This is a genomic window from Dialister sp. i34-0019-2H8 (assembly GCF_042846925.1).
Classification (GTDB): Bacteria; Bacillota; Negativicutes; order Veillonellales; family Dialisteraceae; genus Dialister.
Genome location: NZ_BAABYQ010000001.1, coordinates 1,734,497 through 1,756,921, shown reverse-complemented (window position 1 = coordinate 1,756,921; position 22,425 = coordinate 1,734,497). Strand labels below are relative to the sequence as shown.

Sequence of the window (22,425 nt, the reverse complement as noted above, 5' to 3'; positions counted from 1 at the left end):
AAAGAAATGAAAAGAGAAGATATCCGCAACATTGCCATCATCGCTCACGTCGACCATGGTAAGACGACTCTGGTCGATGCCATGCTGAAGCAGAGCCACATTTTCAGAGATAACCAGAAGGTCGCAGAACGCGTCATGGACTCGAATCCACTGGAACGTGAACGCGGCATCACGATCCTGGCGAAAAATACCTCTGTCATGCATGACGGTGTGAAGATCAATATCGTCGACACCCCAGGGCATGCGGACTTCGGCGGCGAAGTTGAACGTATCCTGAACATGGTAGATGGTGTACTGCTCCTCGTCGATGCTCATGAAGGCCCGATGCCGCAGACGAAGTACGTCCTGAGAAAAGCGCTGGAACACAAGCTGAAGCCGATCGTCGTCATCAATAAGATCGACCGTCCGGATCAGCGTATTTCCGATGTCGAAGGCGAGATCCTCGAGCTCTTCATGGAACTCGATGCGGACGATGACCAGCTCGATTTCCCGCTGCTCTATGCATCGGCAAGAAGCGGCATCGCCAAGCTCCACATGAATGATGAAGGCAAGAACCTTGACCCGCTCTTTGATGCGATCCTGAAGTATATCCCATGCCCGGAAGGCGAACCGGATGCCGGCCTGCAGGTCATGGTCACCACGCTCGAAGCGGATGACTACCTCGGTAAGGTCGCTATCGGCCGTGTGACCCGCGGTACCGCGAAGCAGGGGATGCCTGTCGCTATCACCGATGGCGAAAAGATCAGAAGCGACCATATCGCTCAGCTCTTCCACTGGCAGGGCATGAAACGTACACCTGTCGATGAAGCGAAGGTCGGCGACATCATCGCTATGGCTGGCTTCAAAGATATCAATATCGGTGAAACGGTCGCTGATGCGACGAACCCGGAAGCACTGCCGGCGATCCACATCGACGAACCGACCCTGTCCATGGTATTCCATGTCAATAAGAGCCCATTTGCCGGCCGTGAGGGTGACTTCGTCACTTCCCGCCATATCCGTGCCCGTCTCTACAAGGAAATCGAAACGAACGTGGCTCTTCGTGTAGAAGACACGGAAACATCTGATGCATTCAAGGTTTCCGGCCGCGGCGAGCTCCACCTCTCCGTCCTGATCGAGACCATGCGCCGTGAAGGCTTCGAACTCGAAGTCTCCAAGCCGCAGGTTATTTTCAAGGAAATCAACGGACAGAAGTGCGAACCGCTCGAACGTCTGACCATCGAAGTACCGCAGGAATTCATGGGCGCTGTCATGGAAGGTCTTGGACCGAGAAAAGCAGAAATGATCTCCATGGAAGAACTCGCAGGCTATATGAAGATGGAATTCTCCATCCCGGCCCGCGGCCTCATCGGCTTCCGTAATGAACTCCTGACCACCACCCGCGGCACAGGTATCCTCTACCATGTCTTCCAGGGCTATGCGCCATACAAGGGTGATATCCCGGGCAGAACCAGAGGCTCCCTCGTGGCTTTCGAATCTGGCACCACCACCGCATACGGCCTGAACTCTGTCCTCGACCGTGGTGAGCTTTTCCTGGAACCGGGCGTCGAAGTCTATGAAGGCATGATCATCGGTGAAAATACCCGTGATCAGGATATGGATGTCAACCCATGCAAAAAGAAACATCTGACCAACACCCGTGCCTCCGGCTCTGATGATGCCATCAAGCTGCCGCCATGCCGCAAGTTCACGCTGGAAGGGGCGCTCGAATGGATCAATGATGATGAACTCGTCGAAGTCACTCCGGAAAACATCCGTATGAGAAAGATGGTTCTTTCCCGTCAGGCTAGATATAAGAGTGCCAATGTAAAGAAAAGCCAGCAGTAATCGCTGAATAAAAAAACGAACCCGCAAGGGTTCGTTTTTTATTTGGAGGAGAAGGAGGAAAATGAGAAATGAAGAATGGTGGTGCGGCGCATCATACAATGAAAGCACTACGGATTATTGGAATCACGTAAAATGCGTCGCCCCTTGGAGAAGGGGCAGGCCGAAGGCCAGGGATAGACTGCCTCGAAGAGGCAGATTTTTGCAGAACGGCCAGTAGGCCTCTTGAGGATCACTGAAAAACGATTCACGCAGATGGGACGCTGACAGCTACGTAGAGTTGTGCCCTGTAGGGCACTCTATCTGGCGCCTTTGGCGCGACCCCTCTCCAGGGGCTGCTCAGCTTGCGAGGATTTCTTTCCTTCGAAATTTGAAGCAGGGAGGAGTGGCTAGGGATTAGGGATTAGGAGTGACTGGTGACTGGGATTCTCCGGCATCGTCATCCCGAGCGCAGCCGAGGGATCTCTACTGCCCTGCGGGAATCAGCGTGCATGCGCCGAGGAAAAACGTTGTCTTGGTGCTGTCTCACATCAGGCAATGAGCGCTCTGCCATAGAGATTTCTCGGCTACGCTCGAAATGACGACGGCGCGAAGCGCTATCTAAAACTCTGCGGCGCTTAGATCCTTCGACTCAGTTCTCATATTTAAGATAAGCCATTTCCTAACACACGACGTTTTTCACCGCTCAGGATGACGAAATGCGCTGCACCTTCCCCGCTGAACCTGTAGAACATGTTGAACCGGTGAAACCTAACGCCAGTGGGTTGCTTGGGGATAGCCGAAAAACGATTCACGCAGATGGGACGCTGACAGCTACGTAGAGTTGTGCCCCTGCGGGGCACTCTATCCGGCGCCTTTGGCGCGACCCCTCTCCAGGGTAATGCTATTAAGTTAAGGAAATTGTTAGCACCGTAATGACTTGCTTCCCCCTTCGGGCAATGCTATTAAGTTAAGGAAATTGTTAGCTACGTAATGTCTTGCTTCCCCCTTCGGGGGAAGTGCCGAAGGCAATAGGGGCATGCCAGCGGTATAGCGTGCTATGTTGAATAGTCCGACGCTATCGATATTCCAACACTTTCATGCAATACCGCTACGTGGCCCCCTCAGCCCTTTGGGCAGCTCCCCCGATGGGGAGCCAAGAATGTTCTGCCGCTTAACTTAATTGCATTACTCTCCAGGGGTCTGCTCAGTTGGTGAGGATTTCCTAATCCCTAGTCCCTAATTTTTTCCATTCATGACCATCACGTCTCCCGCTTCGAGTACGGTATCTCCTTTCGGGATGATGACTTCTCCCTGTCTTAGGATGAGGACGACAAGATGACCGTGGGGGAGGTGGAGAGAGGAGAGACTCTTCTGGTAATAGCGGCTCTTCTTCGTGACATGGATCTCTGAGAGGGCAAGACCTGTGACAGGAGCGACGCTCAAAGCGGAAAGGACGAGCGTATCTCCGGCAGAGAGCCTCGTGTCGCCATTCGGGATGATTTTCTCGGCGCCGCGGGAAAGAAGGATGGCGAGCGTTTCAGGAGGGAATGCGATCTCCGAGAGCGCCTGCCCGCACCACGCATGCCCCGCGGGCAGGGTGAACTGGATGAATTGTACCGGCATCTCTTCCGTGTAGTCGGTGAAGGATTTCATGACATCACTCTCATGATCGATCATAGAGAGCTTCTTCGCTGCGAAAGGCAGAAGCGCGCCCTGAAAGAGGATGGAAAGAAGAACGATGAAGAAGGTGACATGGAAGACGATGTCATTCACCGGCGCCTGCGTATAAGCAACGATGGCAAAGACGATGGCAGAGGCGCCACGAAGGCCTGCGAAGGAGATCAGAGCGCTTGCGGCAGCGGGCGTTTTGAAAGGGGCAAGGAGAGCGAAGACGCCGAGAGGCCTTGCCACGAAGGTCAGGAAGAGCGCGATGAGGAAAGCGGGCCATGCGATCTCAGGGAGCTTCGATGGCGTGGAGAGAAGCCCCAGCAGGAAGAAGATCATCATGGAGAGAAGATTCGTTGCGCCATTGAAGAAATGAACGATCGAGCGCTTTCCGGGGAAATCACTGTTTCCTAAAATGATGCCGGCAATATAGGCGGAGAGGTAGCCATTTCCATCCAGCATTGCCGGAGCGGCATAGGCGAAGATAGCGATGGCAGTCAAGAGTACCATGTCGAAGCCGCCTGCGAGATAGTCGGTCTTTTTCAGCGCCCACTTCGAGATGGCTGCGATGCCGAAGCCGAAGGCAAGCCCGAAAACGATCTGCGCTGCGAGAAGCGTAAGCGTCCCCCAAAGGTCAGCGGAACCATGCATGAGAGAAATGCAGATGATCGTCATCATGTAAGCGGCGGGATCGTTACTGCCGCTCTCTACTTCCAGGAGCGAGGCGGTGTGATACTTGAGATTCAGCCTTTTCGCACGGAGGATGGAGAAGACGGATGCAGCGTCAGTCGAGGCGATGACCGACCCCATGAGGAAGCTCAGGAGCCATGGTTCGCCTAGGATGAAGTGGATGAATCCGCCTGTCAAAAGGGCTGTCACGACGACGCCCGCACTCGAAAGCACGATCGCAGGGGCGGCGACAGGCTTTGCCATGGACCAGTTCGTCCCGAAGCCCCCGTAGAACATGATAAAGATGAGTGCGGTCGAGCAGATCTCTTCAGCAAAGTTGTAGTTTTCAAAAGCAATATTGACGGGACCATCCGAGCCGAAAAACATACCGAGCAGGATAAAGGCGAGAAGCACAGGGATGCCGAGCTTGTCCGAGACACGGTTCAAAAACACACAGGCAAAGATCACAATGGCCGTCAAGAGCAGGAAAGAAGTCATAGGCGGTCTCCTTTTACGACAAGTGGAAAACGATTTTCTTTATTGTATCGGAAAGAAAGAGAAAGAACAATGGTGGAAGCCGTTTCATGTGCATCGTCATTTCGAGCGAAGTCGAGAAATCCTCCTTGCAGACCGATAAAGGACGCGCGAAAGTAGAAAGAGGTAGCACACAGGTGTTGTTTTCTTGGGATGACGACACGGAGAAACCGTATTTTCAACAAGCGCGCGACCAACCCCGTCTCGCTGCGCTCGACTGCCCCTTCCAAAGGAAGGGGCGAGAATGGTGAATGACGTTCCATCCCCCCTAGTCCCTAGTCACCAGTTACCATTCACTCCCCAATCCCTAACTTTCTTTTTTGCGCTATAATAAAGACAGGTGTAAAAATAAAAGGAGGAACCATCATGAAAGCTGATTGTGCAAACTGCCCGCATCATGCCTGCTATACCCGTGGGGCGAATTGTACGGGTGTGAAAGAAGAGGAGATCCGTAAGGCCTATACCGAAGAAGAGCGGAAAATCATGGAGGCGGCGGCCTATGTCGAAGGGACATACTACAGCGACATCTGCCGTCTGCAGGAGACCGCTGAATTTGCCAAACGGATGGGCTACAAGAAGCTCGGACTGGCCTTCTGCATCGGTCTTCATGAAGAAGCCAGGTACATCGTGAAATACTTCCGACAGCAGGGCTTCGAGGTCTACTCCCTCTGCTGCAAGAACTGTTCCTTTGCGAAGAAAAACTTCGGCTTAAAGCAGGTGCATCCGGAAGCGGAGCATGAAGCGATGTGCAATCCGAAGTATCAGGCAAGGTTTCTGGCAGAAAAAGGCGTGGATCTCAATATCATCTGCGGCCTTTGCGTGGGACATGACACGATCTTCACCTCGAATGCAGTAGGCCCCGTCACATCTCTTGTCGTGAAAGACAGACTTCTTGCGCACAATCCGCTCGGCGCGATCTACTCGAGATACTGGAGAAAGAAGCTGCATATTCAGGACGAGGATGAGATATAATTTGGAGGTTCAGGGTTAGTCCCGAGGGCGTGCTGCCCCTTGATGGGGAATGCTATTAAGTTAAGCGGCAGAACGTTCTTGGTTCCCCATCGGGGGAGCTCCCCGAAGGGGTGAGGGGGCTACGTAGCGGTATTGCATGAAAGTGTTGGAATATCGATAGCATTGGACTATTCAACATAGCACGCTATACCGCTAGCATGCCCCATCTCGCTGCGCTCGAAATGGCGTCTCACTGGATTTTAGCGTCGCTACGCTCCTAAAAATCCAGTTCGCTTGCACATATTGCCTTCGGCACTTCCCCCGAAGGGGGAAGCAAGACGTTACGTAGCTAACGATTTCCTTAACTTAATAACATTGCCCTTGATGGGGAATGAAATCTTTGCTCGAATTAGGAATGAAGGATCTAAGCGTCGCGGAGTTTTAGAGGAGCGGTAATCTCGTATCGTCATTCCGACCGAAGTGGAGGAATCTTTTTCGTTTGCGGTCAGGCGGTCGATGTTTGAAAAATCTAAAAGGGAAACCTGCCAGCCAAGAAACTTTCGGGCATCGCCCTATATATACTCGCGGCGAAGCCGCCACCACAAGTTTGAAAGCAGGGATGAGTGGCTAGGGATTAGGGATTAGGAGTGACTGTTGGCTAGGGATTAGAAGCAAGCGGTAGTTGAAACAGCGCAATTAGCAAGCTGACCGTTCTGCAGGAGAGATCTCTCGGCAACGCTTTCGATGACGACGGCGCGAAGCGCTATCAAAATTCTGCGGCGCTTCATTATCTTTCGCACCGCACCACCATTTCGCATTTCTAATTTCTTATTCATGCGAGGCTTTCAAACGGAATCAAAGGGCGACCCGCCCTGCGGGCTAACCCTGAACCTTGAACCCATCAACCTGCACCCTGAATCATTTGACACCCGAGCAGTCTTCGCCGTACAATAGACTTACTATAAAGGAGGAATAGCATGTCTGTTGTCAGCCGTTGGCTGCTTTTTTTAGTGGCTTTATGGATCCAATCCGCCGGCATCGTGCTGGTGGTGAAAAGCTTTCTCGGGACTTCTCCGATCTCCAGTTTGCCCTATGTCATGAGCGAGACATTTCCCTTCACGTTCGGGGAGACGACCTTTGTGGTCAATATGGTCTTCCTTCTGGGACAGATGCTGATATTGAAAAAGAAATTCCCGAAGGTGCAGCTGCTGCAGGCGCCCATGACGATGATTTTTGCGGCCTTCATCGACCTCTGTATGCAGGCTTTCGGAAACATCACGCCGGACGTTTACTGGCAAAAGCTCATCATTCTCTTACTCGGCGCGTCCATGGTTTCTCTGGGGGTGGCACTTCAGGGCATCGCGGACGTCCTGAAGCTTCCGGGGGAGGGACTCGTCTATACCATTTCAGACACCTATCACCTAGACTTCGGTAAGGTCAAGATCGCAAACGATGGGATCCTCGTGACACTCGCCATCTGCCTCTCCTATCTGGAGCTCGGCTCTGTCGAAGGGGTCCGTGAGGGCACGCTGATTTCCGTCTTCATCACCGGCATCATCGCCCGCTTCTTCCTCCGCCACCTGAGCAGATGGGAAGAGGGGAGACGCGTGCTGCGGATCGGGTAGACGGGGAAGCCCATGCGGGGCAGCAAGGGGCGAATGCGCTGTTTCATCGCCAAGCAAAAAGAGATTCAGAAATGATATGATACCTCTAAAGCAGACAAGGTAAATAACCAAGCTGCTTTAGGGGATTTTTTAATGGGAAATTTGTTTAAATAGAAATAAAAATTAAAATCACGCTTGATTTATTCTAATATTCCTTTTATAATCATGGAATAGAATTTACTGCGTGTTGTATGGTGCTTGTATTTTAGGGAGGAATTCTTATGAAATCAAAACATGTAACTTTTGAAATTGTATTTGAGAAAATTTCTTTACTTAAAGTTGTAGAGCATCATTGCTCCTGTAATGGTGGTGATGATAACCCCTGGCCGAATTAATCAGATCTTAGTCAGGTAATGAATGTTTTACGCAGTAGATTTCTGTGGAAACGTTGATTAAATCGCGGATTCGGTTTCACAAGTGTTGTATGAAAATACAAGAGTAAAATCGAATAACGATTTAATCGATGCTTCTTTACATTTACATTAAAGGAGAGTTTAAAATGCATATGTCGGTACTGATGGAAAAAATGCGGGATGAAAGAAAACCAATACATGCGATCTTGAAATTGACGTATCAATGTAATTTTCGATGTGTGCATTGTTATCAAACGCCAGAAAAAGGCATATCACCAAAGCAAGAACTAAATACAAAAGACTGGTTTAAAATCATAGACATGTTAAAGATACAAGGTATCTTAACCATCACTTTTACGGGTGGAGAAGTACTTGCTAGATCTGATTTTTGGAGAATCTATTTATATGCTTATGAGAAGAATTTTAAAATAACGATTTTGTCAAATATAAGTATGTTGTGCAGTGAAATGATAGACTTTCTCAAAGATCATCCACCAATGTGCATTAGTCTAACTTTATATGGATTTTCTGAAAACTCTTATTATCGCTTTACCCGAAGCGCTAATGCTTTTTCAAAAGTTATGCAAAGTATTCATACTTTAATAAAGCAACATATTCGGATCAAAGTAAAAGTGATAGCTAATACTATAAATCAGCACGAGCTTGACCAGATGTATATATTTTTTCAAAAATATAAGATTTCTTACTTCTTTTATTACAATATCATCAATTATAATGACGGCAGTAGAGCCAGCAAACGCTATCAACTCCCTTTAATTGATGTAATTGATTGTCAGTTTAAGTTTGGCGATATTCAGATGTTATCAGATAAAATTCAAAATGGTAGTTGCCTTTTAGGAAAGAAATGTGCAGCGGGATTAAATTCGTTTTCGATAGATCCATATGGTAACATGTATCTCTGTGAATTATGCGATGGGAATAAGTACAATGTCTTAAAACTTGGGTTTGAACGTTGCTGGGAAAAAATGTTTGAAGAGAGAGGGAAAAATATAGATATTGAAACGGTTTGTGATCGCTGCTGTTATCGTAAATTCTGCTCATCTTGTAACCCTAAATTGAAGTATGAGAATGGAAATTCGGGAAAACCTTCAAATAGAGATTGCTATAGGGCACATATTTTAAAACGAATGGTGGAGGGACCATGGAATCCAAATTCCGAAATATAAGGAAAATAGTTCAGCATTTGAGGCATCCCTATCGACTCTTTTTCTATTTGGCTCTATTAGGCATTATATACATGGGTTTAGATATAGTGGAACCCGTGCTGGCTGGACATATAATGGACGCGCTCTTGTCAAATGAAGTCAAAACAGAAATTTGGCAGCTTGGACTTTTATGGCTTGCTATTTTTATTCTGAAATATGCAGTAAGTTACGAGAAGATGCGGATCGGCTTATTCTCTATGCTCTCTGGAATGGAAAATATACAACTTTCAATTTTTCAGACTATTTTATCAGCACCTTTGGCATTTTTTAACCAGTTTTCTGTTGGCTACCTTATGGCAAGGCAAACTGATGATGTTTTCAACTTAGAAGGAATGATGCCTCATCATTTAGTGGAAGGACTTTTAGCCATTGCAGAATCATTTGTTATTTTATCCTGTATGTTTTATTTAAATGTATGGCTTGGAATTGGTACGGTTCTGCTGAAATGTCTGGATTTGTTCAGTAATTTTTATTTTCCCTTAAAAGAATTATATAAGGAGCATAATGAAGCAAGAGCTATTGCCTCGAGTGAGCTACAGGATGTTTTGAAAAATATTTTGCTTATTAAAGCAGCTGGAAAGGAAAAAGAAGAATGTCAGCGCTTTCAGGAATGCTTGAAACAGTATTATGGTACCTGGAACAAACGGGACGAAATCAATTATATTCGTTCATTGCTCACGCGTATGTCAGAGGATGCCAGCTATATGATTATTATTGTTCTAGGCGGAGTATCGATGTATTACGGAAAGATGACGATAGGGGAAATCACTGCATTCCTGCTGTTTTATAAAAAATTGAGCAGTGCTTTTGTAGGGGCAGTTCCCTTAATACCTTTGTTCAAAATTGGGGAAGGTGCCATGGAGCGAGTCGATGAGTTGAAACGACATATTCCCGAGAGAAAGACATCTGCTGATGAAAAGGGGCAGATGGAGAGTAGAGGAAAAATTGAGCTGCAAAATGTAAAATTCAGCTATAACAATCAGCGTATACTCCAAGGAGTTTCCATGTCATTTAAACCAGGGGAAATCACCGCTATTGTAGGGAAAAGTGGAGCAGGAAAGTCAACTATTATCAAGCTTTTGCTTGGACTTTATCAAGTGGAGGAAGGGAAAATTCTATGGAATGGAAATGATGTAAACCAGATCAACGGACAGTCGATGAAATCTCTAATTTCGTATATCCCACAAGACGCGCCGCTATTTCATAGAACCTTACGTGAAAATATTTTATATGAAGCGCCTGAAAGTGTGAGTGATGAAGATGTTTCTAAAGTGATTGCTCGAACGGGCATTCAGGAAATGCAAAAAAGATTTGAACAAAAAGAGAAGGCTTGGAACTTAGAAACAACGGTGTCTGGTGGTGAACGGCAGCGTATCAATTTAGCCAGGGCCTTGTTGAAGAATGGGAGCATTTATATTTTTGATGAGGCTACCTCAGCGTTGGATACAGAAACGGAGAAAATAGTACAACAGACGTTACGAGAATTATCAAAGACCAAAGTAGTTATTATTATTTCGCACCGGCTGTCTTCTGTTAGAAAAGCGGACAAGATTTATGTGCTTGACGAAGGAAGCGTGCAAGAAAATGGCTCTCATGAAGAACTTATGAAAAAGAAAGGGAGATATTACCGTTTATTTGAAGAGCAGGTGAAAAAGAATGACGAAAAGCAGATTACTGGTTGATTATGAAATTGTAGAAATGAGTGGTACGAAATTGGCGATTTTTAAAAATGGTGGAGAAGATGTCTATGTTGTAAATAAAGAAACGGCTTATATCCTGAACTTGCTAAAGAAAGGATTTGGAAATGCTGAGATTGTGAGTGAAATGAATTCTCACTATGGTTTACATCCTGACTTAGCGGGAAATTTGTTGGGGGATTTGCTTATTCGATTGAAGGACAATGATTTGTTTTCAGAATAAGAAGTAAAGCAGAAATATGATCCCGCACGCAAAAAGAGATTCCGAAAAATCGGAATCTCTTTTTGCGTGCGGGAAACTATTTCAATTCAACAGCAGAAGACAGTTTGCTTTCCTTCTCTGCTTCTTCATCCTTGCCTACACAGTAGGAGGCGAAGAGGGAGCCGGACACATTGTGCCAGACGGAGAAAATGGCGCCCGCGATGCCGCCGGCCGCTGTGAAGTACATGAGAGCCAGCGTGGAAGCCAGACCGGAATTCTGCATACCGACTTCGATCGTCATGGCGCGGGTCTGCGCCTTATTGAGACCGAAATGGCAAGCGCAGAAATGGCCGAGCAGCATGCCGCAAAGGTTATGCAGAATGACGACGGCGAGGATCACAAGGCCGTTGTCAAGGATGGTGCGGCCGGAGAGGGAGACCACGCAGCCGACCGTGATGATGACGACCAGTGCGGAGAACATCGGCATGATCGTATTCACCTTCTTCACCTGACGCGGGAAGAAATAGTTGATGCCGACACCGATGAGCAGCGGCAGGAGCACCATCTTCACGATGGACATCATCATGGACATGAAATCGATATTGACCCAGGCACCGGCAATGAGCCACACCAGGAATGGCGTGACAAATGGCGCAAGGATGGTATTCACCATCGTCATGGATACAGACAGAGCGACGTCGGCTTTGGCGATGTAGGAAATGACATTCGAAGCCGTGCCGCCGGGGCAGCAGCCGACCAGGACGACGCCGATCGCGATTTCCGGCGGAAGGGCGAATAGATGAATCAGTGCGAAAGCAGCCGCCGGCATGATGACGAACTGCAGCACCGTGCCGATCGCTACATTCTTCGGCTGCTTGAATACATTCTTGAAATCCCCGGGGGTGAGGCTCATGCCCATGCCGAACATGATGATACCGAGCAGCGTCGGGATCTTCGGGGCGAATGGCTTCATCACTTCCGGCCAGAAAATACTGAAAATGCCGATCAGCACGACGCCGATGGACATGTATTTCGTGCAAAAACGAACGATGAGAGAAAGCATTAGTACGGCTCCTTTTCCAAAAGGGTTCAGGGGTCTGGGGGTTCAATGGGTGATGGGCAGTGCAAGATCTGGAGAACAGATCAAAAGGAGGGCATGTTCAGCGCGCAAATGAGCGCAAATCCCACTCCGCATGGTAATGCTATTAAGTTAAGCGGCAGAACGTTCTTGGCTTCCCATCGGGGGAGCTCCCCGATGGGGAGAGGGGGCTACGTAGCGGTATTGCATGAAAGTGTTGAAATATCGATAGTATCGGACTATTCAACATAGCACGCTATACCGCTAGCATGCCCCTATTGCCTTCGGCACTTCCCCCGAAGGGGGAAGCAAGACGTTACGTAGTTAACGATTTCCTTAACTTAATAGCATTACCCGCATGGGGAAGATGCCCGAAGAGCGGATCTGGCGGTGCGGTATGCAAGTGATATGAGGAAATCGATATCCCGTCCGCCCGCTGCCGATCACCAACTGCCAACCTCAAACCCAAAAGCGAATTATCCCAGGATCACATTATCAATGAGTCTTGTCTTGCCGAAACGGACAGCGAGAGCGAGGAGGACCTGACCTTCGATCGTTTCTCCGACCTCCGGAAGGCCCGGCATGCCATACATTTCAACATAGTCGATATCGCTCATAGGTTCGGATTCGATTTCCTTCGTCACCTGGTCGATCAGCTTCACTTTGCTTCTTTCACCGGCTTCGAAGGCTTCCTTTGCATGGGAAAGGCTTCTCGAGAGGACAAGAGCCGCGGTGCGCTCTTCCTTGGAAAGATAGACATTTCTGGAAGACTTCGCAAGGCCGTCTGCTTCACGGACGATCGGCATCAGGCGGAGCTCCACATTCATGAAGAGGTCCTCGACCATGCGCTGGAGCACCTGCGTCTGCTGCGCATCTTTCAGACCATAGTACGCACGATCACATTCCGTCAGATTGAAGAATTTCGTGCAGACAGTCGCTACGCCGCGGAAATGGATCGGGCGTGTGCGTCCGCAGAGGACCTTCGTGATCGGGCCAGTGACTTCCACCCATGTCATATCCTTATGCGGATACATTTCAGCGGGAGACGGAGCGAAGAGAAGATCTGCGCCGGCGGCTTCTGCGACCTTCGCATCGGCTTCGAGCGTTCTCGGATATGCTTCGTAGTCTTCGTTCGGTCCGAACTGGGTCGGATTCACAAAGACAGAAGTGATGACAAAATCATTTTCCTTGCGAGCGGCCTGAATCAGGGACGCATGTCCTTCATGAAGCGCTCCCATAGTGGTCACCAGACCGATGGATTTCCCATCCTTCTTGCACTGGTGGACGTACTCTTTCAGCTCTTTGGTGGTGTGGATGACTTTCATAGTAGATTCCTTCCCGGAAGCAGGGCTTCCCGTCAAATGCTTGGGTGAGTGCGGATCTTTCCATCAAAAAAACCGCACCCTAAATGAATGCGGTTTCAGAAACCAGCCCTTGCCAGCAATACCCACTTGGCAGGAAGGCAAATTAAAAATACATCCCAGAGGGATGCATTCTGATTTGAAATCTCTGCATTCGTCTCGGTTATAAAAATCCAAGCGATATTAAAGTTTGACAGACGGTGAGATCATAGAGCGCCCGATGGCCTTTCCTCGATACAGCTCAGCTGATACTGCTCGAATGGCCGAGGATTCATGCTGCCGTCCTGATTTCTTTCAGACTCCCTTCGGGATATCCATAGAGCATGGACGGATCTCACAGGGGAAGCATTGATCTCATCAGACTCTGCGACTTGACCATCGTCTCCCTTGTTCTGTCAGAGAAAGAATACTCTATCAGGGGGGGATTGTCAAGAGGAAAGGGAAATGGTCCGATGGAGCGATCTGGCGCGCACAAAGTCGTAGGCTTGGCTGGAAATGATAGAATGCTGACGTTATCTATCAAAAATATTATAGATGATAAAGCATATATTTCTATACATAACGTATAAATTAAAAAAATACTTGAAAAATGAGTTCTAATCATGTAATATTTAAATCATCATTATAATCATTTTCAAAATGATGAGCTTGTGGTTAGCCGCTTCAACGCGTATTCTATCGCTCCTGCCGTCGAAACACGGACAGACGGGTGGGGGAGTGGAATAAATGTCTGTTTCTTTGAAGTCTTGAGAAAGGAGGGAGAGATGAAGAAATTATTTTTAGCCTGTCTGTTTCTGCTCGGGCTTTGTTTCCTGCCGTTTGCACACGCATCGGCGGCGACACAGTCATCGGATACGATGATATTGGAATGGCGAGCAGAGAAGGCGTGGATCGACAAGGGCGACCTCTGCCTGCGTGGGACATTCACGAATAAGAGAAAGGATCTCAGCATTACGAAGATCAATCAGTTCGTGACCGAGATCACCTTCACGCGCGCGGATGGCAGCAAGTATCAGTACGTCGCTATGCCGACCAAAATGCCGCTGGTCAAGATTTCAGCCGGTGGCACAAGAACTGTGACTTTCAATCTGGGGCATTTTGAAGATACCTGGAAGGATTGGGTCGCGACTGAGGATTATACATTCACCTACATTACAGGAAAACGCTGGTAAGCAGCGAGAGGGAAATTGATGATGAAAAGAAAAGCATTACTTACCTTAATGGCAGCATCGATGTTGACAATCGGGGGGGGGTACTCTGATTCATGCTGCATTCGATGAAAATTTAAATATGTATACGCTCGATGCCGTTGTCGTCGAGGCAGATAAGACAAAGAATAAATTCGGTGATACCATTACCGAGCAGTCGTACTATCGTACCGGCGGTGATGTGAAGGTCATCACGAGAGAAGAGATCGAGAAGCGTCACTATACGGATCTGACGGAAGCGATTAAGCGTATTCCTGGCGTTACGTTCCAGAACCCAGGGTATCGCGGCGGGGAATATGGATACGAATTCTATAACAATGGCGTATCCATTAACGGGGATACCCGCGTTATTGTTTGTGTTGATGGTCGTCGTGTAGATAATGCGGCAAGTACCCGTGTTGGTGGAAATAGCAAGAAGGGGACAAAATCCACAGGGGTGAACCTGAATCAGGTCACCAATATGGAAAATGTAGATAAAATTGAAGTGATTAAAGGACCTGGTGCATCCGTATATGGCGCAGATGCGACCGGTGGTGTCATTAACATCATCACTAGAAAAGGTGGTGATGATTCTACTGCTACAGTTGATGTGTCTACTGGTTCTTGGCATCAGCACAATTATGCAGTCAGCGTTTCGGGAACAAAAGGCGATGATAAGTCTCTGCACTACTTCATTTCTGCCAACCGAAACATGTCTGGTGATACCAAGTACAAAGACGGTTTCACTGGAGAAACAGGGACCTTGGGTGGCTCTCGCTGGAAAGAGGACGGCGTTAACATTCGAATCGATAAAGATTTCGATGCTAATCATTCCTTGAAAATTGCTTATAACCACAAGGATGGGAAAGACGGTTACCCGATCGCTACACCAAGTATGAGATACTGGAACCAGAATGACTGGAATCGAATCATTTTTAATGCGGCTGTAGGCGAGCTGGATAAAGATAATAAGTTGATAGCATATAAATACACAACCGAGAAGAAGTCAGATGGCACCCAATATGAATACGGTGGCAAGAAAAAGGATGGGAAGGATTTTTATTATATCCTAGACGAAAATGGTCAAAAAACCAAAGTCTCCACGAAATTAAGCGGGGATAAGAAGAATCCAGGTTATCACAATTTATATGCGCTAGACGGAGCTTTGTATAATTCCTTCAGTAAATTTAATAACAATGATGTCGATGTAACCTATACATTCAATAAAGATAATGGAATGGACAGCTTTGTTCGTTTGTATTCACAGAGACATCGTTATATGCACCGAGATAAATATAAGTGGATCTTCCTCCCGGATGAAAGCAAAGCATATGATAAGATGTTCCCGACAGGGACAACTAATGAGCAGCTGAACAAGTGGATTGCAGAATATTTGGCTCCATTCCCGGGAAGCGGAGATCAGAAAGCCTTTGACCGCTGGCTGGAATTGACAGGTGGTAAAGCTCCTGAGCCAACGAGCTGGCATGATGAACAGAATAAGGGGATCCAGCTGCAGCTGGCTAAATCACTTGGTATTCACGACGTGATCGCCAGCGTAACTTACGATAAGGCAAGAAATTACTCCAGAAGCATTAAAAATGGTGTTGAAGAAAGTTCTTATGTTCAGCGAAAAACGTTGCAGGCATATGTTCAGGACAAAATCCATCTGACAGATAAATGGGATTTTACACCGGCTATTCGTTACGCCAAGTATAGTTCCTTTGAACACTCTACAGGCAACACACAGGGGAAAGGCGATACCCATGATCTGAACTACACCATCAATACGGAATATATGTTTAATGACTCCACCAGCATGTATGCGGGATGGACGAAGGTATTCCGTCCGCTTCGTGAAGGGGATTATTCCGCGGTTGACGGCGTATTTAAAACACCATTGAAAGATGAAGAAGGCAATGCATGGACATTCGGCGTACGTAAAGAGCTCTCTGATAAGACGACGCTGGCTGTTCATTACGATATCACCAAGATGACGAATGCCATTGCTACCCTTCCGATTTGGAATGAAGCGAAGCAGGAACCGGAAAATACAGCGGTAAATGCCAAGGAAGATAAGCAGTCGTTCAATTTCACGGTAGATCATCAGTTTAACGATCACTTGACATTGTCTGCTTCTTATTCCCATATGAAGGACAAATGGAAAGCGAAACCGGGCTGGATTCTTGATGACAGCTGGGGATATGCAAATGAAAGCGATATCAATACTGCCATCAACAGCCTTCGTCCACAGAACCATTATTCTTTGAACCTCTCTTATGAAAATGGCAAACTGTACACTGGCTTACTGACAAACTGGTATACGGGCTGCAGTGAACACGCTTTTACCAATAGACGATTCCTTGTACTGGATTGGAATGTAAACTATCAGCTGACCAAAAACATGAATGTATACCTCCTGATCAATAACTTGACCAATGAAGGATACGAAACATCATACAACTCTTGGAACGGCATCGGCTCCTCGGCAATGCCGGGACGCAGCGTACTGGTCGGCGCAAAGTACACCTTCTAATACCAAACCACATCACTCTGTATGCGCGAAAAGTGCGCCTGCTTTCGCAGGCGCACTTTCACCATATCTACAGGAGAAAACCAAATGAAAAAGATCCAAATTCTCGCGCTCTCTGCTCTCCTTCTGACTGTGCCGCTTGGTATTGTCAATCCTGTCTATGCGGCGGATGGGACAAAGCAGGAGCAGGAGCAACAGCAGAAACGGCCGCCGCGCCGTCCTCAACTGACCATGGAAGAGATGCAGACTGTCCTCTCCCAGAAATATTTCGTCACTCCGGAAGAGACGAAGAGCTTGATCGATAGCGGGACGAGCTTCCGCGATCTGGAACGCGCGGCGAAGCTCTCCTATATTTCCGGAAAACCGGTGAAAGATATCCTCGCAATGAAGAAAGATGAACCGTGGCAGCGCGTGGAAGTACTGATCGGTGCGGTGGGAGAAAAGGCCTACCAGAAAGACCTCGAGCTCAAAGCCGTGAATCTCGAACGTTGGTGGGGCATTCCGAAGAAGGTCGGGATGCGCTACATGAGACAGGGCTACCCCATGCATTATGTGAAAGTGACATGGATCCTTGCCAAGCATTCCGACTGGACGATGGACGCCATCTTGAAAGATAAGAAGTATGGTGAAAATTGGAAAGCCTGGTGCCAGAGAAATCTCGGTATCGATGGGGAAACGTATGATGCATGGATCGGGGAGTACAAGAACCCGACCTATTTTCCTAGGAAGTATTTTTGAATATAGCTTTATCAGACAATGATAGGTCCATCGGACCAGTGCCCCCTCCGGGGGAAAGGTGGTGCCGAAGGCACCAAAGGGGGTGCATTTCCACGAGCGAAGCGAGGTTGTATGGTTTTCTAAATGCCAGCGGTATACCGTAATCATTTAGAGAACCGTAAAACCGGCCTAACGGCCGAGGAAATACACCCCCTCTGCCTTCGGCATCTCCCCCAAAGGGGGCGATGGCCCGAAGGGCCGAACAATGTCATGCAATGGCGAAGGTTCTATGATCTGAAAGGAGCACATGATGCAGATTTTCCTGGGAAGTATTTTTGAATATAGCTTTATCAGACAATGATAGGTCCATCGGACCAGTGCCCCCTCCGGGCGGGGGAAAGGTGGTGCCGAAGGCACCAAAGGGGGTGCATTTCCACGAGCGAAGCGAGGTTGTATGGTTTTCTAAATGCCAGCGGTATACCGTAATCATTTAGAGAACCTTAAAACCGGCCTAACGGCCGAGGAAATACACCCCCTCTGCCTTCGGCATCTCCCCCAAGGGGGGCGATGGCCCGAAGGCCTGAACAATGTCATGCAATGGCGAAGGTTCTATGATCTGAAAGGAGCACATAATGCAGAAACCACCTTTGAACCGGACGATGAAGGGACGAGCGTCTTCCTTGCGTCGTCACATGACGAAGGAGGAGTTTCATCTTTGGTATCATTTCCTACGCATGTATCCGGTGAAGTTCCGGCGGCAACGGGTGATGGGGGCTTTTATCTGTGATTTCTACTGCCATAGGGCGCGGCTGATCGTCGAGCTGGATGGGGCACAGCATTACTCTGACTATGGGAAGAGCTATGATGCATGGCGCAGCGAGAAGTTGGAAAAGGATGGATGCAAGGTGCTTCGGTTTTCGAATGGTGATATACATGAAAGGTTTTATGGCGTATGTGTCCTGATCGACCGCGCTGTGAAGGAACGGATCAAGGAAATGGAAGAATGAAAAAGATATGGATAGCGGCGGCGCTTCTTTCCTGTTGCCTTCTCTCGGGCTGTAGCCCGATGGTGAAGGAGGGGGCGCCGCGGACGGAAGCGGTGGTGGAGGATTCGGCTCATTACCCTGTCACCGTTGAAACGTTAAACAGTCACGGAGAGATGCGGGAAGAGACGTTCCCAAAGCCGCCGAAGCGGGTGGTGTGCATCTGGCAAAACTCGATCGAAAATCTGATGGCTCTTGGCGTAGGGGATCGGATCGTGGCAGCGATGGGGCTGCCGGATGGGAGTTATCTTCGTCCGGAGTATCGCGAGGCGTATGCGAAGATCCCGTATACGAGTATGGAAAAACTGGACATGGAGACGGTGATGCTGCAGGATCCGGATCTCATCGTGGGCTGGGCATCGTCTTTCGATAAGAAGACGCTCCGTGGGACGGATTTCTGGGAAGGTCGTGGTGTCGGGACATACATAGCTCCCGGGTCTTCGTCAAAGATTCAAGTACATACGATCGACTATGAGTATCAGGATATCTTGAATCTCGGGAAGATTTTTAACCGGGAGGAGAAGGCTCGAGTGCTGGTCTCTAAGATGCAGGATGAGATCGAGCGTGCGGAAGAGAAGGCGCAAAAAATGGGACATCATCCGCGGGGGCTTATCATTGAGTATCTCGGAAAGGATATCACGGTCTACGGAGAACGCTCGCTTGCAGGAAATATCCTTACGTCTATGGGCGGGGAGCTTCTTGGTGTCGGTATGCGTACGATCAGCAAGGAGCAGCTGATCGAGATGGATCCCGAGGCGCTTTTCATGGTGGTCTGCGAGAATGCGTATGATCAGATGGATCAGATCGTAGAACGGCTGTATCAGGATCAGGCGCTGCAGGGGCTCACCTGTGTGAAGGAGAAGCGCATTTATCCGCTTCCTCTTTACGCCATCTACAGCGCAGGCGTGCGGACGTATGATGGGATACAGATTATTGGAAAAGGGCTCTACCCGGAGGAATAAGATATGAAAAATGGTTTGAAAGAAATCGGCTTTGCCGCGTTCCTGCTGCTCTTGGCCGTGCTTCTGGTGCTCTCGCTTTTCTGGGCGCTCAGCATCGGGACGGTGAAGCTGCCGCTGGAAGAGATCTACGCGGCGGTGCTGGATCAGTTCACGAGCGGACGGCCGATCGAGGCGACGGGACAGGGGCCGGTCCATGACATCGTATGGCTTCTTCGCCTGCCGCGGCTCGTCTTGGCAGCACTTGTCGGAGCAGGGCTTGCGTCCTGCGGGGTCATCATGCAGGCGATCGTGAAGAATCCTTTGGCGGATCCGTACATTCTGGGGATCTCTTCGGGCGCGTCACTTGGCGCGACCTCCGCGATCCTTCTGGGAGTCGGGGCAGCGCTGGGACCGAATTTTGTCGGTATCGCTGCTTTTATCGGAGCTTTTGTGATTTCGCTGGCGGTACTCTTTATTTCTAATCTAGGCGGCCGGTCGAACTCGATGAAGCTGCTTTTGGCCGGTATGGCATTATCGGCGGTGTGCGGGGCGTTTTCCAGCTTTATTGTGTACTTTGCCAATAATAAGGAGGGAATGCAGACGATCGCGTACTGGATGATGGGAAGTCTTGCAGGGGCGCAGTGGGGAGAGCTCGCGGTGATCGCGCCGATCATCATGGCTTCGATCCTTTTTTTCTGGACGCAGAGCCGTGTGCTGAATCTGATGCTTCTTGGCGATGAGTCAGCGATCACGATGGGGACAGATCTTCACGCGTACCGGCAGTGGTATCTTCTGATTTCTTCTCTTATCGTAGGTTTTGCGGTGTACTCGGCTGGGATGATCGGCTTTGTCGGTCTGATTGTCCCGCATGTCATCCGCATGTTCACGGGACCAGATCACAAGAGACTGCTTCCTGTCGCAGCGCTTGTGGGAGCGATCTTCCTTGTCGTGGCGGATGGTCTTTGCCGCGTGATTATCCCGCATACGGAGCTTCCGATCGGTATTCTGATTTCCATGATCGGTGCGCCAAGCTTCATTTATCTGATGATTAAGAAAACATATGGATTCGGAGGGAGCGACTGATGGAGATCCTGGCAGAAGCGGTGAAGTATTTCATCGGGAAGAAAGAGATCCTGAAGGGGATCGACCTTACCCTTCATCCAAAGGAGTTTCTGGGGATCATAGGGCCTAATGGCAGCGGAAAGAGCACTTTTCTGAAATGCGTGTATCGTGTACAGAAGCCGACGGAGGGGACGATTCGCTTTGACGGAAAGCTCTTAGATGAGATGTCATATCGTGAGTCGGCACTGAAGCTGGCGGTGGTGGCACAGCACAATTATTATAATTTTGATTTTTCCGTGCTTGATGTGGTGCTGATGGGGCGCTCGCCGCACAAGAAGATGATGGACAGGGACAATGCGGAGGACTATCGCCTCGCCCATGAATCGCTCTCTATCGTCGGGCTCTCAGGCTTTGAAGCACGTAATTTTTCGACGCTCTCCGGGGGTGAGCAGCAGCGCGTCATCCTTGCACGGGCGCTCACGCAGCAGACGGAATGTCTGGTCCTCGATGAACCGACGAATCATCTCGATATCAAGTACCAGCTGGGGATCATGGACATCGTCAAGGGGCTGGGACATACGGTGGTTGCAGCGGTGCATGATCTGAACATAGCAGCGATGTACTGTGATCGTCTGATCGCGATACGGCAGGGGAAAGTGGTGGGCGTTGGTACGCCTCATGAGCTCTTGACGGTGGATTTCATCAAAGCGCTCTATGATGTCGATAGTGAGATCCATTATGATGAACAAACGGGTCGCATGAATATCATGTACATTCCGCGCCATTGGAAGGAGACCGATGATGAAACGAATCGTGATTTTAACATGTCTTAAGGCAAGCCGTGTCTGCACGGGGGCGGCTTGCTTTCAGGCGTTCAACCAGCGGACGAGGGCCTTTGTGCGCTACGGGAAGGAGCCGCTGGAGATCGAGGCTTTCATGCGGTGCAGCGGCTGCGGGCATACCATGGAAAATGACAAGGGGCTCCAAGAAAAGGTGGAGAGGATCGTAAAGCTGCATCCGGATGCGGTCCACCTCGGGATCTGCTGCTGTCATGATGGGGGAGATCAGGAGCTGTGCCGGGAGATCGAAGCACTTGCAGGTATCTTCCTGGAGAATGGCATCGAGGTCGTGCGGGGCACGCATTCGGAATTTTGAGTAAGTAAAAAGGGGCTGTGAAGAAATGAATTCCCATTTCTTCACAGCCCCTTTTTACTTTGCTTTCATTTGGTTCAAGGTTCAAGGTTCAGGGTTGAGGGGGCGGCTTCGCCGCAATTATATATGGGGCGATGCCCGATCAAGAATCATCCTCGCCCCTTCCTCTGGAAGGGGCAGACGAGCGAAGCGAGGCGGGGTTGGCATCCCCGTGTGTGAAAATACCGCTTTACGCAGCCAACCTCCGCCCCTTCGGGGCCCCTCCTTCCAAAGGAAGGAGGGAGAAAAGCGGTATAGCGTGCTATGTTGAATAGTCCGATGCTATCGATATTCCAACACTTTCATGCAATACCGCTACGTAGTCCCCTCATCTCACTTCGTTCGAAATGGCGTCTCACTGGATTTTTGCGTCGCTTCACTCCTAAAAATCCAGTTCGCTTGTACAAGCCCTTCGGGCAGCTCCCCCGATGGGGAGCCAAGAACGTTCTGCCGCTTAACTTAATAGCCTTCCCCTCTAGGGGAAGGTGCCCCGCAGGGGCGGATAGGGTGACTATGGCATGAAAGACAGCTGGGATAAGGTTTTCCCG

The 22,425-nt window shown here is 49.0% G+C and carries 18 protein-coding genes; 14 read left to right on the top strand and 4 right to left on the bottom strand.

The genetic code is table 11. The features are described 5' to 3' along the window. The first annotated feature begins 6 nt into the window (after positions 1-6). Entirely contained in the window at positions 7-1,827 is a 1,821-nt protein-coding gene (gene typA, locus ACGG9R_RS07645; RefSeq protein ID WP_022105963.1) for a translational GTPase TypA, read from the top strand. Between the two features lie 1,215 nt (positions 1,828-3,042). On the opposite strand, the gene ACGG9R_RS07640 is transcribed toward typA, so the two are convergent. Beyond that, entirely contained in the window at positions 3,043-4,638 is a 1,596-nt protein-coding gene (locus ACGG9R_RS07640) for a potassium/proton antiporter (protein WP_390153502.1), read from the bottom strand. Between the two features lie 402 nt (positions 4,639-5,040). Here ACGG9R_RS07640 and ACGG9R_RS07635 point away from each other — a divergent pair, with 402 nt between their 5' ends. Next, complete coding sequence (locus tag ACGG9R_RS07635; protein ID WP_390153499.1) at positions 5,041-5,646, top strand: DUF1847 domain-containing protein; 606 nt, start codon at positions 5,041-5,043, stop codon at positions 5,644-5,646. Positions 5,647-6,290: 644 nt separating this feature from the next. On the opposite strand, the gene ACGG9R_RS07630 is transcribed toward ACGG9R_RS07635, so the two are convergent. Next, complete coding sequence (locus ACGG9R_RS07630) at positions 6,291-6,461, bottom strand: hypothetical protein (RefSeq protein WP_390153496.1); 171 nt, start codon at positions 6,459-6,461, stop codon at positions 6,291-6,293. A gap of 141 nt (positions 6,462-6,602) precedes the next feature. Between ACGG9R_RS07630 and ACGG9R_RS07625 the strand changes: the two genes are divergently transcribed. The 4 genes from ACGG9R_RS07625 to ACGG9R_RS07610 all read left to right on the top strand — a co-directional run bounded on the left by ACGG9R_RS07625 (position 6,603) and on the right by ACGG9R_RS07610 (position 10,788). After that, positions 6,603-7,250, top strand: a complete 648-nt coding sequence (locus tag ACGG9R_RS07625) for a YitT family protein (protein WP_390153493.1) — start codon at positions 6,603-6,605, stop codon at positions 7,248-7,250. Between the two features lie 538 nt (positions 7,251-7,788). Next, positions 7,789-8,829 (top strand): radical SAM protein, encoded by a 1,041-nt coding sequence (locus ACGG9R_RS07620; RefSeq protein ID WP_390153490.1) that lies wholly within the window; start codon positions 7,789-7,791, stop codon positions 8,827-8,829. Beyond that, complete coding sequence (locus tag ACGG9R_RS07615) at positions 8,805-10,550, top strand: ABC transporter ATP-binding protein (protein ID WP_390153487.1); 1,746 nt, start codon at positions 8,805-8,807, stop codon at positions 10,548-10,550. Before ACGG9R_RS07620 ends, ACGG9R_RS07615 begins: the two co-directional genes overlap by 25 nt. Continuing rightward, the gene (locus ACGG9R_RS07610) at positions 10,525-10,788 is read left to right on the top strand and encodes a hypothetical protein (RefSeq protein ID WP_390153484.1); all 264 of its coding nucleotides are present in this window, start codon (positions 10,525-10,527) and stop codon (positions 10,786-10,788) included. Before ACGG9R_RS07615 ends, ACGG9R_RS07610 begins: the two co-directional genes overlap by 26 nt. 76 nt (positions 10,789-10,864) lie before the next feature. Here the strand turns inward: ACGG9R_RS07610 and ACGG9R_RS07605 are convergent, their stop codons facing one another. Beyond that, on the bottom strand, positions 10,865-11,830 hold the full coding sequence (locus ACGG9R_RS07605; protein WP_390153481.1) for a bile acid:sodium symporter family protein: 966 nt from the start codon (positions 11,828-11,830) through the stop codon (positions 10,865-10,867). Positions 11,831-12,321: 491 nt separating this feature from the next. Beyond that, complete coding sequence (gene panC / locus ACGG9R_RS07600; protein WP_390153478.1) at positions 12,322-13,170, bottom strand: pantoate--beta-alanine ligase; 849 nt, start codon at positions 13,168-13,170, stop codon at positions 12,322-12,324. Positions 13,171-13,970: 800 nt separating this feature from the next. Between panC and ACGG9R_RS07595 the strand changes: the two genes are divergently transcribed. From ACGG9R_RS07595 to ACGG9R_RS07560, 8 genes are all read left to right on the top strand, one after another. Then, positions 13,971-14,378 carry a hypothetical protein gene (locus tag ACGG9R_RS07595; RefSeq protein ID WP_022106222.1) on the top strand — a complete coding sequence of 136 codons (408 nt, stop codon included), beginning with the start codon at positions 13,971-13,973 and terminating at the stop codon, positions 14,376-14,378. A 118-nt stretch (positions 14,379-14,496) separates the two neighbouring features. Then, positions 14,497-16,926, top strand: coding sequence for a TonB-dependent receptor plug domain-containing protein (locus ACGG9R_RS07590; RefSeq protein ID WP_390153474.1), 2,430 nt, complete (start codon positions 14,497-14,499; stop codon positions 16,924-16,926). A gap of 84 nt (positions 16,927-17,010) precedes the next feature. Then, positions 17,011-17,661 carry a hypothetical protein gene (locus tag ACGG9R_RS07585; protein ID WP_390153472.1) on the top strand — a complete coding sequence of 217 codons (651 nt, stop codon included), beginning with the start codon at positions 17,011-17,013 and terminating at the stop codon, positions 17,659-17,661. A 611-nt stretch (positions 17,662-18,272) separates the two neighbouring features. Then, positions 18,273-18,647, top strand: a complete 375-nt coding sequence (locus ACGG9R_RS07580) for an endonuclease domain-containing protein (protein ID WP_390153469.1) — start codon at positions 18,273-18,275, stop codon at positions 18,645-18,647. Further along, a complete protein-coding gene (locus tag ACGG9R_RS07575) occupies positions 18,644-19,645 on the top strand; it encodes an ABC transporter substrate-binding protein (protein WP_390153466.1) in 1,002 nt (333 codons plus the stop codon). The genes ACGG9R_RS07580 and ACGG9R_RS07575 overlap by 4 nt, the downstream gene beginning before the upstream one ends. 3 nt (positions 19,646-19,648) lie before the next feature. Then, a complete protein-coding gene (locus ACGG9R_RS07570) occupies positions 19,649-20,707 on the top strand; it encodes a FecCD family ABC transporter permease (RefSeq protein ID WP_390153463.1) in 1,059 nt (352 codons plus the stop codon). After that, positions 20,707-21,519 carry an ABC transporter ATP-binding protein gene (locus tag ACGG9R_RS07565; protein ID WP_390153460.1) on the top strand — a complete coding sequence of 271 codons (813 nt, stop codon included), beginning with the start codon at positions 20,707-20,709 and terminating at the stop codon, positions 21,517-21,519. The genes ACGG9R_RS07570 and ACGG9R_RS07565 overlap by 1 nt, the downstream gene beginning before the upstream one ends. Further along, positions 21,488-21,841 carry a CGGC domain-containing protein gene (locus tag ACGG9R_RS07560; protein WP_390153458.1) on the top strand — a complete coding sequence of 118 codons (354 nt, stop codon included), beginning with the start codon at positions 21,488-21,490 and terminating at the stop codon, positions 21,839-21,841. Before ACGG9R_RS07565 ends, ACGG9R_RS07560 begins: the two co-directional genes overlap by 32 nt. The last annotated feature ends 584 nt before the right edge of the window (positions 21,842-22,425 follow it).